Below are 15,150 nucleotides of genomic sequence, written 5' to 3'. Positions count from 1 at the left end.
TTAGTCTGAATACTTAGCCATCACTTCTTCCACTTCTGCCAAGGTTACCCCAAATAACTCTAAGCGCTTGAGGAGTTGCTTGCCGTTGGAATAGCCGATGCGAAGCTGTTCGCCTAGATACTCTCGGCGTCTACGGCTGTCTGCTCCCGCTAGGAAACCTAGGCGAATCAAGTCACCACGACTGATGTCAAACTCGTTCTTGTTTTCAAATTGCTCTGTCACCTGAGCCAGCGCTGCTTTTAGGTCTTCATAGCTGGCGTGTTCGATTCCCAGAGAACGTCCCTTGGACTTGGATTTGGGAACAGCCTCATCTCGCTTGAGAAAGGCATGCTGCACAGTTGGAATGGCCGTCATAATCATGCGACGAATGCGTTCCCCATTAAAATCTGGATCTGTAAAGACAATGACTCCATGCAGTTCATGCAGGCGCTGAATGCGTTCTATATCCTGGTCATTAATGGCAGAACCTCGTGTTTCATAGGTCTCCACATCAAAGTAACGTTTAAGATTGGCTGTATCATCCCGTCCTTCGACTACGATGACTTGGGAAATTTTTTCTTTCATCACTTGCTGTCCAATCCAAAGATACGCTCTGCATTTGCAGTTGTTACTGCGGCTAACTCCTCAGTAGTCATCCCGCGCAAGTCGGCGATAAAGTCCACCACATAGCGTGTATAGGCTGTTTTATTTTCGCGACCACGTTTAGGAACCGGAGCCAGGTAAGGGGCATCTGTCTCAACGAGGATTTTATCCAAAGGAAGTTCCCTAGCAACCTCTTGGATATCCGTCGCTTTCTTAAAGGTCACTACACCTGAGAAAGAAATAGTCATGCCAAGCTCGACAAACTTCTCAGCCCACTCCAAAGAGCCTGAAAATGAATGCATAATTCCACCACGAGGACCAACGCCCTCGCTCTTGATAATCTCATAAGTATCTTCTAGCGCATCACGAGTGTGGACCACAAAGGGCAAATTCAAGTCCTTAGACAGCTGAATCTGACGACGAAAAACCTGCTCCTGTACTTCCTTAGGTGCTGTCATCCAGTGATAGTCCAGACCAATCTCACCTAAAGCAACAACCTTGGGATGTTTTAGCTTTTCAAGCAAGTAAGCTTCGACCTCATCTGTGTAAGTCCCTGCTTCCGTCGGATGCCAGCCAATAGTTGCGTAGAGTTGCTCATACTCATCTGCCAACTCTAGGGCTCGCTCAATGGTTGGCTTATCAAAACCAACAATATTCATCTGTGTCACACCCATCTCAGCAGCCAAGGCGATTTCTTCGGACTCACGTCCTGCAAATTCCTCTACATTTAAATGTGTGTGCGTATCAAAAATCATCTCTTCTAACCTCATTTTCTTCCATCTATTATACCAAAAATAGCATCCCTCGGCTTGTAAAAATATTCTAATACCAATCATTCTCCCTTGACTGCCCTTTTTCAAAGCAGTATAATAACACTTATTGAAATTTTCAGCAAAGGAAAAGAAAATGTTTAGAAAATTAAAATATACCTTTATCGGTCGACCACTCAAGTCTCTCACAGACGGCGAAGGGGGATTACTTGGAAAAATGCAGGCACTTGCAATGTTATCCAGTGATGCCCTGTCTTCTATTGCCTATGGACCTGAACAAGTCATTCTCGTATTAGTCAGTCTCTCTCCTCTCGCTATTTGGTGGAGCCTCCCTATCGGTATTTTTGTCCTCTTACTCCTCGCTAGTTTGACCGTTTCCTATCGTCAAATTATTCACGCCTATCCTCAAGGTGGTGGGGCTTATATGGTCACTCGGGAAAATCTCTCTCCTGAACTAGGCTTGATTTCAGGGGGCAGCCTCCTTGTTGACTATATGCTGACAGTAGCCGTATCCGTTGCGTCTGGAGCTGATGCTATTACTGCAGCCATCCCTGCCCTCCATCCCTATAATCTTCATATCTCTATTTTCCTAGTCTGTCTGCTCATGCTCTTGAATTTAAGAGGTTTGAAAGAATCTGCCAGCTCTCTGATGATTCCCGTCTACCTCTTTATCTTCAGTACCGTCTTTCTCTTGCTTTATGGGTTCTTTCAACTATTTACAGGGTCCCTAAACTACCAGGCGACTTCAACCATTGGGCAAACCGTTCCGAGCCTTTCCATCGTTCTCCTATTGAGAGCCTTTACCAGTGGCTCTGCCTCTCTGACAGGGGTTGAGGCTATTTCAAATGCGGTACCATTTTTCAAAACTCCGAAAGAAAAGAACGCTGCTCAGACCCTGACCATCATGTCGCTCATTTTAGGATTTCTTTTTGCGGGCATTACCTTCCTAAACTACTGGATGGGTATCACTCCTCAAAATGGAGAAACCATCCTCTCGCAAATGGCCAAGGGCATTCTTGGTGATTCATTCTTTGGTCATGCTAGCTACTATCTCTTCCAGTTCTCAACAGCCTTGATTCTAGCTGTAGCTGCAAATACTGGCTTTTCAGCCTTCCCTATGCTGGCTTACAATATGGCTAAAAACAAGTACATGCCCCATCTCTTTATGGAAAAGGGGGATCGCCTTGGCTACTCCAACGGTATCTTAACTCTGGCTTTTGGAGCTATGATCCTTCTTCTCATTTTTAACGGGAATACTGAACGCTTGATTCCTCTTTATACTATCGGGGTCTTCGTTCCCTTTGCCCTCTCTCAGACTGGGATGATTCGCCATTGGAAAAAGGAAAAAGGAGCAAACTTCTTAAAACCTGCCTTTGCTAATATCCTTGGGGCCATCATTTGTTATGCTATTGTCCTCATTTTACTCCTCTTCAGACTGGGTGATATCTGGCCATTCTTCCCAATTATCCTAGTTTTAACTTTCCTCTTTTTGTCCATTCACAGCCATTACCAAAAAGTGGCAAAACAACTGCGACTCTACGAAGGAGTTGAAAAGCGCACTTATGACGGTAATCTTGTCCTTGTCCTAGTAGGAAATGTTACTCGAGTAAGTGTCGGAGCCATTAACTACGCTCAAAGTATCGGTGACGAAGTGTTAGCCATGCACATTTCTACTAAAGAAACGGCCGAAAAAGACCAAGAAATTCTTCAGGAATTTGCCGACTACTTCCCAAATATCACTCTGAAGAATATCAATACTAGCTACCGCGACATCATCACCCCTAGCGTTAAGTATGTCAAACGAATCGCCCAAGAAGCTAAGCAAAAAAACTACACTGTTACAGTCCTTGTCCCACAGTTTATCCCTAACAAGCCTTGGCAAAATATCCTGCACAATCAAATGAGCCTCAAACTAAAATACGCTCTCAGATGGCATGAAGACGTCGTTGTCGCTAGCTACTCTTATCACTTAAAAGAATAAACAAAAACTCAAAATCAGTTACTTATATCTGGTTTTGAGTTTTTTGTATGTGACCTTTTAAACGAGCACTCCATGAATTTCATCTGAAATGACCGATTTCAAGGACAATGCACCCTTTAAGATAAAAAGAAAAGTCAGTAGACTCGAGTTCCTACTGACTTCTTTGTTGAATTCGTTTGGATTAAGCAGCCAAAACTTTGCGTCCTTTACGACGACGAGCTGCCAATACGCGACGACCGTTTTTAGTTGACATACGGTTACGGAATCCGTGTTTACGCGCACGACGAAGTTTACTTGGTTGATAAGTACGTTTCACGATGAATACCTCCTCATAGATTTTGTATTCGTTTAGCCGGCTATAAAGTGATCAGTTACTAAACATACTTTACTATTCTATCTGATTCTTACCTATTTGTCAATAGCTCTAAGGAAATGTTTCCTGCTTTTCCCTATGAAAGCCTTATCTACGATACTGACTCAAGAAACGTGTCATCTTTTCTTGGATTTGCGCTAATTCGTCCACACGAGGAAGGTAAACGATACGGAAATGGTCTGGTTCCTTCCAGTTAAAACCACGACCATGAACCAAGAGAACCTTTTCCTGCTTCAAGAAATCAAGAACGAACTGTTCATCATCATCGATGCGGTACATATTGCGGTCAATTTTAGGGAAGATATAAAGACCCGCCTTCGGCTTGACCGCAGACAAACCTGGGATATCTTGAATGGCATTGTAAATGAAGTTTCTTTGCTCGTAAATCCGTCCACCAGGAAGGAGCAATTCATCCACTGACTGGTGCCCACCTAGTGATGTTTGTACGACTTGCTGGGCCAAAACGTTAGAGCAAAGACGCATATTGGATAGCATATTGAGACCTTCGATATAGCCCTTGACATGGTGCTTAGGACCAGACAAGACCATCCATCCTACACGGAAACCAGCGATGCGATGAGATTTTGACAGACCATTCATGCTGACACAGAAAACATCAGGTGCCAAGCTTGCCACAGGCGTATGTACATGCCCATCCATCACCATGCGATCATAAATTTCATCCGCAAAGATGATCAAATCGTTTTGACGAGCAATCTCAATAATCTCCAACAAGAGTTCCTTAGGATAAAGGGCTCCAGTTGGGTTGTTCGGATTGATAAGGACGATTGCCTTGGTATTGGAAGTAATTTTTGACTTAATATCGTCAATATCTGGGTACCATTCTGCAGCTTCATCACAGATATAGTGAACGGCATTTCCCCCAGCTAGGCTGACCGCGGCTGTCCAGAGAGGATAGTCTGGCATAGGCACCAAGACCTCATCGCCATTATCCAAAAGCCCTTGCATGGACATAACAATCAGCTCACTGACACCATTTCCGAGGTAGATATCATCAATGTCCACATTGGGAAATTTCTTCAGTTGGCAATACTGCATGATGGCCTTGCGGGCTGAGAAAATCCCTTTGGAGTCAGAATATCCCTCACTATCACGCGCATTCATAATCAAGTCATGAATGACCTCATCTGGCGCTGTAAAGCCAAATTCTGCTGGATTCCCTGTATTCAGACGTAAAATCTTTTCTCCGTTTGCTCGCATCCGCATGGCTTCTTCCAAAACAGGACCACGGATATCATAGGCAACGTGCTCTAACTTACTAGACTTGTTATATTCTTTCATCTTGTTTCCTCAATTCATCGAGATAGTAACATTATACCACTAGAAAGGGATTGCGACAAGTTTCCTGAAATGAGCAAGCAAAGAAAAAAACTCACAACGACTAGGTTCTCACCGTCTAAACAACTAGAATACAGAAGTATTTTCTCACATACCAAAAGACAAACCTAGAAAGATCAGCGCTATAAAAGAATCATACAAAAGATTAAACATGAGAAAGAGCCCCCACATGACCAAATAGTCCAAGCGACAACTTCTCTTTGCAATCACAAATAAAATGATGTGGTAGACTAGGTGAAAGAGAAGAAATCCAACAAAACCTGGATAGAGAACGGGCATGACTCTTTCCAGCTGCCAAAGCATCACTACTTCACCTACAAGTGACGCAAGGATAATTCCATGATAAAGAAAACTTATTTTTTTAGAAGTCTGAACAAAATCTTTCATACTTTCTCATCCCCTCGCTGTATTTCCTACTAGCTCGTTTTCTTTTATTTTAACATATCTCCACCAAATTGAATCTCCGATAATATTTATTTAAATATGATTTTTACTTTACTTCTTTAGTGAAAAGGGTTACAATAACAGTAAGAAAATTTCAGGAGGTTTCATTATGGCACAACGTTACCAAAATGTTATGGTCGCAATTGATGGTTCTAAAGAAGCGGATTTGGCTTTCGTCAAAGGTGTTTACACTGCTCTACGCAACGAATCCAAGCTCACCATTGCCCATGTTATCGACACACGCGCTCTTCAAAGCGTGTCTACCTTTGATGCTGAAGTTTACGAAGAACTCCAAGTCGATGCTGAAAGTCTGATGAAGGAGTACGAAAAGCGCGCAAGAGATGCTGGTGTGACCGATATTCACATCGTCATCGAAATGGGAAATCCAAAAACCCTCCTTGCCCGTACTATTCCAGACGCAGAAAATGTCGACCTGATTCTCGTTGGTGCAACAGGGCTCAATGCCTTTGAACGCCTCTTGGTTGGCTCTTCATCTGAGTACATTCTTCGCCATGCAAAAGTCGATTTGCTGGTCGTGAGAGAAAGAGAAAAAACATTGTAATCATTAAAAAAAGGGAGCCTTGGGCTCCTTTTTGTTTGTCCTGATTGGGTCAGAAAAAGGCTTTAAACAATAGTTTAAAGCCTCAATCTTATTTAGAAAGTAGTCAATCTCAAAAGATTGAATTATTTGTAACTGTATGCCCAGTAGTATACACCGTTTCCATCAACTACTGCTGCTACAGCTCCTTCAGTGACATTTGGATCGAGAAGCAAGTCTCTCAAACCACTGTTTGCCCATTTCTTAACGACAACAGCAGCATCTTCATCACGACGTCCTATAAAGCCTGTGCTATCGTATTGACGTGAAATTTCATTTACTTTCGGAAGTGCTTGATTTTGATAAATGTCTTCAGACCAAGTCAATTCTTTCAATCCTTGAGCTTTACGCTCTTCATTGATTTTAACGAAAGCTTCTTTCGCTTTTGAAACATAGTCATAGTTTGTATCGTTTGTTGCTTCAACACGGTAAACAAACTTCACATAACCAAATTCTACATCACTGTATTTCTTGTCTTCGACACCACTCTTGAGATTTGCAATCAAGACATAGTCCTTAGCGTATGGGTTTTCTTTCGTCTTCTCAAAGATTTCTGGATCTTCGATTTCCCACTCAACTTTAGCATCCCAACCAGAGTTATCAAGGAACTTAGGATTCATTTTTTCGATGACATAGTTTTTGAACTCTTCAACATTCTTGAATGGCAATGCTTGACCTGCTTTAGCAGTCGTTACCAAGTTAGTTGAGTAAAGTTTCACGCTAGAGTTCTTGTCACTGTACATGTACTCGTCATCAGCAGTGTTTTCGTGAAGTTTTGGATCACGAGCTGGATCGTTTGGATCAGTCATCCCTTGAAGTTTCCATTTTCCTCCAAGCCACTTCCAGTATGCTGAGTAACCTGTACGCTCTGAGTTAGATGGTACATAGTAGTAATGTGCACTACCGTCGAAGTAGTAGTTTTTATCATTCTTGAGGACTGCGTCACCTGGTTTACCTGGTGGGTAAACCAATTTTGGAGTTTGTCCATTTGGTGCCCAAGCCAAGTATTCCAATCCTTCAGCTGGTTTTTCAACATAATCAGGGATTTGGTTTTCACTTGGTTCATCAGTCGTTACCAAACCTGGTGTTGTTGGGATAGCTGGAGTTGCTGGTGTTTCTGGTTTTGGTTCCGCTGGCGTTTCTGTAGATGGTTTGAATGGATCAAATTCACTATCAGCACCATTAATTGGTGGATTTTCTGGTAGGTCAACACTTGGAGTTGCTGGTTGTGGCTCAGCTGGTGTTGTTGGCTCTTCAGGTTTATCACTAGGTGCTGGTGTTGGAGTCTCTGGTTCTGCTGGTGTTGGAGCAGGAACTTCAGGTTGACTTGGTTGTGCTGGCTCAACCGGAGTTGTTGGTTGTTCTGGTTTTGGTTCAGCAGGTGTTGCCGGTTGTGCTGGTGTTGTATCAGCAGAATCTTTCACCAATACCCACTTACCATTTTGGTAGTAGTAATAATCACCATTGTCCAATACATAGTAATGGTAACCATTTTCGTAACGATAGTGAGGATCGTTTTCCAAGTTGTTAGTAGATGAGTTGTTATTACTATTGTTTGTCAAAGGTTTCCACTGACCGTTGCGATAAATACGGTAGCTACCGTCGTTCATACGGTAGTAGTGATTGCCATTCCAGTAAATATAGTTTTCATCGCTAGCAAGGTTGTTGTAATTATTCCAATAGTTATAACCATAGTAGTTGCTACTGTTGTCATAGCCATAGTAGTTATTCCAATTATTGTAACCGTAGTTGTAACTTGGGTAATAGCTACCATATCCATAGTTATAGCTTGGGTAGTAGCTATTGTAGCCATAGTTATAGCTTGGGTAATAACTATTGTAGCCGTAACTTCTTACAGTATAGTTTGATGTACGGCTACGATTTGCAGTAGTACGGTTAGAAGTACGATTGCTTGAACGACGGCTAGTTCTTGTATAGTAACTATTATTTCCATTCCAATTGTAAGCAGCGTGAGCTTCACTTGGTGCAAAAGTTGGAAGCATTGTTACAGCTGTTAAAACAGAAGCTGTCAAATAGGTATATTTTTTCTTCATTTCAACCTCTTAATTCTTTAATTTTTAAACTTGAAAATTAAAATAATAAAAATTTGGAAAGCAATTGTGCACAATTTTATAACTAAACCTCAAAGCTAGAGTGAACTCCTCACATCAACTTGTTAACAGGCCTGAAATAAACAAGTTGACTTTCTGTCTTAAAAAAGAGCATATTGTAGTAGCATGAGGATTTTATATTTATTCGCTTTCTGAATTTATTCTAACACATAAACTTTCAAATATCAAATAATTTGACTTGTCTTTTTTTGATGTTTTTTAAAAGAAAAGCTAGATATATCAGTAATATATCTAGCTTTTTAACTATTCTTTGTAAGAAATGTAATTTCCTGTTGCTTTATTTTCACTATCTTTTCATTTTTTTCTTTTCTTTTTCTAGCATAAATATGCTAATAATAATTAGTGATATATATAAAATTGTTCGGTTTTTCAGCTCAAAAAATCCCCGAATTTTTCATCCAGGGAAAAGAATTTTCTCTTATTTTTTATTTTTTCTTTCTTTATGTCGCTCATAAGCTTTAAACTGACGTTGTAGTTCCTGTCGAATGGCAGGTTCTGGAGCATATTTTTCTTCCCAGTCTTCTGGTTTTAAAATCTTGTGTGTAACTGGATCAAAATGAGCTTTCCCATCAGGGAAAACCTTCCCCATATTTGCTTCATGGACAATATCAAAAATGCGTTCTGGGTCTACTCCCATCAAAACAAAACTACCGTATGTAAAATACAGTGTGTCAATCAAAGCATCCACTTGACCGACCAAATTTTGCTTAGCAGGTGTCTTTTTCGCCACTTTCTCTGCCGCCTTATCAAGTGCCTCATGCATGCTTGCAAGGGAGTCTTGGAATTCTTCCTCCGAAGAACTTGCTGAGCGAACAAACTCTACTAATTCTTCAATTTTAAAATCTGCGCGGTGGGTTGCACCTTCAGCATCCCATGCCTGTGGCTCTTCTTGAGTTCGTTCATCCATCATGTGGTGGAAGGTCTTGACCTTATTAAAGTGGTAGTCTCGACTGACAAACACTTTTTCTGAAGCCAAAACACCAAAGTGCTCGAGCGCCTTGTGGATACCATCTTGTTGATTACTTGCCGTAATATGCTTAGCAACTTCTTTAACACTGCTACTGCCATTCCCCATAGCAACCGACATCCCAACACCCGCCAACATTTCCAGATCGTTGTCTGAATCACCAAAGGCCATGACTTGATTGAGATCAAAACCATATTCTTTCCCGACTCGGCGAATGCCTTCTAATTTGGAATTTCCTTGGTTGATGATATCTGCTGCAAAAGGATTGCTTCGAGTTAATTTCAAGTCGTCAAAATCACTTGCTGCCTTCTCAGATTCTTCTGGCGTCATCAGCATCAAAACTTGATAAATGGGTTGATTAATCAAGTTAAGCAGGTCGTCTTCCTTTTGAGGAACTGCCTTGCTAACCATTCGATTAAAGGAACGGCTAACGGTTCTTGTCAGCACAGTCGGAATAAAACGACTAACCAGTTGGGAAAAGGATCCGAGACCAAATGACATAATTTTCGAACCAACAACGGCGTGCTCGGTTCCAAGAGCGATTTCTTTACGCTCCTTTTTAGCGTAAGCAATCAGTTGACGCAGGCTTGACTTAGCAATCGGACTCGCAAAGAGCACCTTTTCTTTATTAAAAATGTATTGGCCATTGTAGGTCACCGCAAAGTCTAGGTCCAAGTCTTCCATCAATTCCTTGACAAAAAACGGCCCTCGTCCTGTCGCTACTCCAACAAGCACTCCTTGCTCTTTGACAATCTTAATCGCGTCCTTAGTGGATTTCAAAACACTCTTGCGATCGTTGACTAGCGTTCCATCGATATCAAAAAAAACAGCCTTGACTTCCATCCTGTCCCATTCTCCCCTTTTGTGTTACAATGATTATACCACATTTCAGAAAGAGTGACTAAATCATGCCTAAGAAAATCCTTGTTTTACATACAGGTGGGACTATTTCCATGCAAGCAGATGCCACTGGTGCCGTTGTAACTAGCCAGGACAATCCCATGAACCATGTTTCCAATCCGCTTGAAGGGATTGAGGTTCATGCCCTAGACTTTTTTAATCTGCCAAGCCCTCATATCAAACCCAAGCATATGCTTGCACTCTATCATAAGATTAAAGAGGAAGCTGATAACTACGATGGAGTTGTCATCACACATGGTACAGATACCTTAGAAGAAACAGCCTACTTCCTTGATACCATGAAAATCCCGCCCATCCCCATCGTTCTAACCGGGGCCATGCGTAGTTCAAACGAACTTGGTAGCGACGGTGTTTATAACTATCTGAGCGCTTTACGAGTTGCCAGCGATGATAAAGCAGCCGACAAGGGTGTGCTGGTCGTCATGAACGACGAGATTCATGCAGCCAAGTATGTTACCAAAACTCATACGACCAACGTCAGCACCTTTCAAACCCCAACACATGGACCACTTGGCCTCATCATGAAGCAAGAAATCCTCTACTTTAAAACGGCTGAACCTCGTGTCCGCTTTGATCTTGAGCATATTCAAGGTCTAGTTCCCATCATCTCAGCCTATGCCGGTATGACAGACGAGCTGATCGATATGTTAGACTTGGAACAGCTGGATGGCTTAGTCATTCAGGCTTTTGGAGCAGGCAATGTTCCCAAAGAAACAGCTCAAAAGTTGGAAAATCTCCTCCAGAAAGGAATCCCAGTCGCCCTGGTCTCACGGTGCTTTAATGGCATTGCTGAACCTGTCTACGCCTACCAAGGTGGAGGAGTGCAGTTGCAACGAGCTGGTGTTTTCTTTGTCAAAGAACTCAACGCTCAAAAAGCGCGCCTCAAATTATTAATTGCCCTTAATGCTGGACTAAAAGGACAGGCTTTGAAAGACTATATGGAAGGCTAATCCTCTTCGAAAATCTCTTTAAACCACGTCAGCGTCACCTTACCGTAGGTATGGTTACTGACTTCGTCAGTTCTATCCACAACCTCAAAACAGTGTTTTGAGCAACCTGCGACTAGCTTCCTAGTTTGCTATTTGATTTTCATTGAGTATAACTCCTTCTCTAGAAAGAAAATCAGGAAATCTTCATGATTCCCTGATTTTTTCTATTTACGTTTTCGTGTAGAGCGGCGTTCTGTCAAACCATGAGGTAGGAGAACTTCGCGTTCTTCCAACTCTTCCTTATGCATAATCTTAGTCAACATACGCATGCTGATAGCACCTAAGTCATAAAGAGGTTGGGCAATAGTTGTCAAGTTTGGACGAGTGAATCGTGCAATCTGAGAGTCATCTGTCGTAATGATTTCAAACTCTTCTGGCACAGACACACCGTGGTCAGCCAAACCATTCAACACACCCGCAGCCAATTCATCACCTGTTACAACTGCGGCTGTAGCTTGTGATGAAATCAAGCGTTCTGCCAAGGCATAGCCATCGTCATAGCTGTATTTTGATTCGAAGACCAAGCCCTCGCTATAAGAATGTCCAGCTTTTTTCAAGGCTTCCTTATAACCAATCAAACGAACCTTACCATTGATATCATCGACGAGTGGTCCACTCACAAAAGCAATCTTTTCGTTTTCTTCGAGAAGATAGCTCACGGCATCAATCGTTGCTTGTTTGTAGTCGATATTTACACTTGGAAGTTGGTGTTCTACATCCACAGTACCAGCAAGAACAACCGGTGTCCGTGAACGAGAAAACTCTGAACGAATCTTTTCAGTCAAGTGATAGCCCATAAAGATAATCCCATCGACTTGTTTTGAAAAGAGAGTGTTAACTACTGAAACTTCCTTTTCATCATCCTCATCACTATTTGCTAGGACAATGTTATACTTGTACATTTCAGCAATGTCGTCAATCCCCTTAGCAAGCGTTGAGAAATAACCATTGGTAATGTTCGGAATCACAACTCCGACTGTCGTTGTTTTCTTGCTTGCCAAACCACGTGCTACCGCATTTGGACGATAGTCCAAGCGATCAATCACTTCTAGGACTTTTTTTCGAGTGTTCTCTTTAACATTCTTGTTGCCATTAACGACACGGCTAACTGTTGCCATTGAAACTCCTGCTTCACGGGCGACGTCATAAATCGTTACTGTATCATCTGTGTTCATTCCGTTTCCTTTCTATAATGAAAATTTCGCTTTCACGCATCTACTTACTCCATTTTATCACTTATTGTAAACACTTTCAAGTATTTTTTAGAGAAACTTTGAAAAAATTTCACAGTTTATTCCCATTTTGAAAAAACGAGTAGGATTTCTTGATTTTTAAGACATTTTGCTGTATGATAAGGAAAATAAAGGGGGATGAAAACATGGCTTTTACAAATACACAGAGACGATCCGCTAGTTTTGGTGTCGTGACCAGCTTGCCTGACGATGTCATTGACTCTTTATGGTATATTATCGATCATTTCCTGAAAAATGTATTTGAATTAGAAGAAGAACTTGAGTTTCAACTGCTCAACAATAAGGGGACCATCACCTTCCATTTTTCTAGCCAGCATCTTCCGACTAGCATCGATTTTGATTTTAATCATCCTTTCGATCCGCTTTACCCTCCTAGGGTCCTTGTTTTAGACCTAGACGGCAGAGAAACCATCCTCCTTCCAGAAGAAAATGACCTATTTTAAAAACTCTAGCTTCTCAGCGCAAACTGCTGAGGAACTAGAGTTTTCTTTTTCTAATAAATAGAGCGACTAACTACTAGACCATTGGGTTTTGTATACTCTAAATCAAGGTAATCTTGATAAGTCCCCGGTACAATGAAACCTTGGGGACTTAATATATCCGTCCCAGCTTTTCCCACAATAGAGTCTGCTAGCAGAACACAATTGGTACTGAGAACAAAGTAGGTCTTAAACTCGGATGAGCTGAATTTATAGAGGGTCGCATCTGCTTCCTCTTTCAGTTGGTAGGAGTAGGTATGCTTGACCTCACCCTCTCTTCTTTTCATCAACTGCGAGCTTGGTTCCCAAGGAATTAACAGGTCTTCTATCTCTGCTAGGCGAGCTTGGATGGCTGCTTTCTGTTGGTCCGTCAAACTCAGACCATAAGCAAACAAGGTCTTCTGACTTTCCCTCTTACAGAGTTCGATGTATTTTTCCCGATTGGCCTTAAACAAAACACCATCTCCAACCATACCGAATAAACGCTCCGAGTGGGGATCATAGGAACCATAGGAAATAACTGTCCCTTGATAACAAATATCCACATGTCCCATAGCAAGGAAGAAAGAGGTTTCTGAGGTATGGACAAAAATTTCCAGATCAACCGTCTGGTCGTTTTTTCTTTCTGAATGAACTTCCCCTTCTTGACTTTCATGATTTGCCAGCCACTCATTTAGTTTGCGCAAGGTGCTGATAGGAATCAGAGCCGTCACAAAGATCGGCAGAGTCATTCGCATACGTCGTTTCAGCTTGGGATTGTTTTCTATCCTTTCAAAAAAGAAACCGTCCCGGAGGCTACTAGCTCCTAGCATGAGCAAGTAAAACCCAAGCAAGAGCAATTCAAAATTCGCTGCATCGTGAAAAGGAGAGATGCTATAAAGACCGAATCCTATCATCCATACAGCATCGAAGAGATGATGGAGGCGAGGATGAATGGCATTTTTTCGATAGAGAGACCAGGTCACAAGACTAATGATGCCCGTAAACAGCTGGTAGCTCGCAATGATAAAAACCAGGAGATAGAGGGCAAGGTCTTGCAAGATGATAGAGTCAAACACCAGAGCCGCAACCGCCAGCTTTCCCAAGGTTACAAAGATATTTTCCCGACGTTTTTTATCCTGAAACCAGCGAGTCAACAAGTGCCAAACTGCTGACAAGGAAAAGTAGCCCAGCAGCAACTGGTACCCCATTCGTGGAATAACTTGTCCAAAACGAATCAAGAGAAGCCCTAAAACAATAGCAAGTAGTCCCTCCCCAATACTCTTCCACTTGCTATAGGTTTCAGAAAGCTTAGGCATTTTCTTGCTCCAACTGGTCAACCAAGTATCGAATTGGTTGCTTTAGGATCGGATGGATAAAATGGGGAGCTATTTCCACTAACGACTCAAGAACAAAGAGGCGTTCTGCTAGATAAGGATGAGGCAAGATGAGTTCGTCTGTGTAAATGATCTGGTCCTCCACAAAGAGTAGGTCCAAATCAATCAAACGAGGCCCCCAATGCACCTCTCTCACCCGTCCCATTTCTGACTCGATGGCTAATAATGTTTCTAACAAGACTGGTGCTGGTAGCCAGGTTTCTACTTCAATCACCTGATTGGCAAAGCTATCCTGATCCACACCACCCCAAGGCTCCGTCGCTAAGACACTGGACTCTTTGAGAATATGGATGCCACGAGCTAGCAGTTTGTCAATGGCTTGCTCCAAGTTGGCTTGCTTGTCCCCCATATTGCTTCCTAAGGCGATAAAAGCTCGCTGCTTGCGACGGCGAATGGTCACCGAGCAGGTATCCAATGGTAAATGCACTGGAGCCCAAGGTTTTTTGAGTTCCAGTTCAATCTCTTGGACCAGAGGATAGGTCTCAAAGGTACGCTCTACTAGTTTGTAGGCTACCGTTTCAATCAAATCCTCAGTGCTTTCCTGAAACCAAGTCATCCACTGCTGACACAGTTCTCCGTAGTGGACAGAAGCTGTCAAATCCAATTCTGTAGCCGCCTTGGTCATATCATAAGATAAGCTTGCGGAAATAACAAACTTCTGCCCCAATTCCTTCTCACTAGGGAAAAGACCATGATAGGCAAAAATTTCCAAATCTTTAATCTGCAGTTGATCCATAACTTGTCCTTTCTAGAAAAATCCGCCCAAAGCGGATTCTTTTTATACTCAATGAAAATCAAAATGCAAACTAGGAAGCTAGCCGCAGGCTGCCCAAAACACCGTTTTGAGGTTGCAGATAAAACTGACGAAGTCAGCTAAAAACACTGTTTTGAGGTTGTGGATAGAACTGACGAAGTCAGTCACCATA

Annotated in this window: 14 protein-coding genes; 4 read left to right on the top strand and 10 right to left on the bottom strand. The window is 42.2% G+C overall.

Features of this window, described 5'->3' with window-relative positions; all coding sequences use genetic code 11:
- On the bottom strand, positions 1-564 hold the full coding sequence (gene rnmV / locus O3622_RS02240) for a ribonuclease M5 (protein ID WP_049519771.1): 564 nt from the start codon (positions 562-564) through the stop codon (positions 1-3).
- Positions 564-1,337 (bottom strand): TatD family hydrolase, encoded by a 774-nt coding sequence (locus O3622_RS02235; protein WP_084860356.1) that lies wholly within the window; start codon positions 1,335-1,337, stop codon positions 564-566. Before O3622_RS02235 ends, rnmV begins: the two co-directional genes overlap by 1 nt.
- A gap of 151 nt (positions 1,338-1,488) precedes the next feature.
- Between O3622_RS02235 and O3622_RS02230 the strand changes: the two genes are divergently transcribed.
- Positions 1,489-3,333, top strand: a complete 1,845-nt coding sequence (locus O3622_RS02230; RefSeq protein WP_371606956.1) for an APC family permease — start codon at positions 1,489-1,491, stop codon at positions 3,331-3,333.
- A gap of 181 nt (positions 3,334-3,514) precedes the next feature.
- On the opposite strand, the gene rpmH is transcribed toward O3622_RS02230, so the two are convergent.
- The 3 genes from rpmH to O3622_RS02215 all read right to left on the bottom strand — a co-directional run bounded on the left by rpmH (position 3,515) and on the right by O3622_RS02215 (position 5,452).
- Positions 3,515-3,649, bottom strand: coding sequence for a 50S ribosomal protein L34 (gene rpmH, locus O3622_RS02225; RefSeq protein WP_000831905.1), 135 nt, complete (start codon positions 3,647-3,649; stop codon positions 3,515-3,517).
- 144 nt (positions 3,650-3,793) lie between these two features.
- A complete protein-coding gene (locus O3622_RS02220) occupies positions 3,794-5,008 on the bottom strand; it encodes a pyridoxal phosphate-dependent aminotransferase (RefSeq protein WP_000666454.1) in 1,215 nt (404 codons plus the stop codon).
- A 144-nt stretch (positions 5,009-5,152) separates the two neighbouring features.
- Positions 5,153-5,452, bottom strand: coding sequence for a hypothetical protein (locus O3622_RS02215; protein WP_371606955.1), 300 nt, complete (start codon positions 5,450-5,452; stop codon positions 5,153-5,155).
- A 166-nt stretch (positions 5,453-5,618) separates the two neighbouring features.
- Between O3622_RS02215 and O3622_RS02210 the strand changes: the two genes are divergently transcribed.
- Entirely contained in the window at positions 5,619-6,071 is a 453-nt protein-coding gene (locus O3622_RS02210; RefSeq protein WP_000079161.1) for a universal stress protein, read from the top strand.
- A 122-nt stretch (positions 6,072-6,193) separates the two neighbouring features.
- On the opposite strand, the gene O3622_RS02205 is transcribed toward O3622_RS02210, so the two are convergent.
- Both O3622_RS02205 and O3622_RS02200 read right to left on the bottom strand, forming a co-directional pair.
- On the bottom strand, positions 6,194-8,161 hold the full coding sequence (locus O3622_RS02205) for a CAP domain-containing protein (protein WP_371606954.1): 1,968 nt from the start codon (positions 8,159-8,161) through the stop codon (positions 6,194-6,196).
- A 496-nt stretch (positions 8,162-8,657) separates the two neighbouring features.
- Positions 8,658-10,049 carry a Cof-type HAD-IIB family hydrolase gene (locus O3622_RS02200; protein WP_371606953.1) on the bottom strand — a complete coding sequence of 464 codons (1,392 nt, stop codon included), beginning with the start codon at positions 10,047-10,049 and terminating at the stop codon, positions 8,658-8,660.
- Between the two features lie 65 nt (positions 10,050-10,114).
- Between O3622_RS02200 and O3622_RS02195 the strand changes: the two genes are divergently transcribed.
- Positions 10,115-11,077, top strand: a complete 963-nt coding sequence (locus O3622_RS02195; RefSeq protein WP_007519608.1) for an asparaginase — start codon at positions 10,115-10,117, stop codon at positions 11,075-11,077.
- A gap of 203 nt (positions 11,078-11,280) precedes the next feature.
- Here the strand turns inward: O3622_RS02195 and ccpA are convergent, their stop codons facing one another.
- Positions 11,281-12,291: a catabolite control protein A gene (gene ccpA / locus O3622_RS02190; protein WP_049477755.1), complete on the bottom strand. Its 1,011-nt coding sequence runs from the start codon at positions 12,289-12,291 to the stop codon at positions 11,281-11,283.
- 203 nt (positions 12,292-12,494) lie between these two features.
- Here ccpA and O3622_RS02185 point away from each other — a divergent pair, with 203 nt between their 5' ends.
- Positions 12,495-12,812: a DUF960 domain-containing protein gene (locus O3622_RS02185; RefSeq protein ID WP_000886045.1), complete on the top strand. Its 318-nt coding sequence runs from the start codon at positions 12,495-12,497 to the stop codon at positions 12,810-12,812.
- A gap of 50 nt (positions 12,813-12,862) precedes the next feature.
- On the opposite strand, the gene O3622_RS02180 is transcribed toward O3622_RS02185, so the two are convergent.
- Complete coding sequence (locus O3622_RS02180) at positions 12,863-14,146, bottom strand: hypothetical protein (protein WP_049520596.1); 1,284 nt, start codon at positions 14,144-14,146, stop codon at positions 12,863-12,865.
- The gene (folK, locus tag O3622_RS02175) at positions 14,139-14,960 is read right to left on the bottom strand and encodes a 2-amino-4-hydroxy-6-hydroxymethyldihydropteridine diphosphokinase (RefSeq protein WP_049520595.1); all 822 of its coding nucleotides are present in this window, start codon (positions 14,958-14,960) and stop codon (positions 14,139-14,141) included. The genes O3622_RS02180 and folK overlap by 8 nt, the downstream gene beginning before the upstream one ends.
- Positions 14,961-15,150 lie beyond the last annotated feature (190 nt).

Source organism: Streptococcus sp. 27098_8_51 (assembly GCF_041432205.1).
GTDB lineage: Bacteria > Bacillota > Bacilli > Lactobacillales > Streptococcaceae > Streptococcus.
Note: the sequence above shows the minus strand (reverse complement) of the source record. Positions and strands in the feature narration are given on the sequence as shown.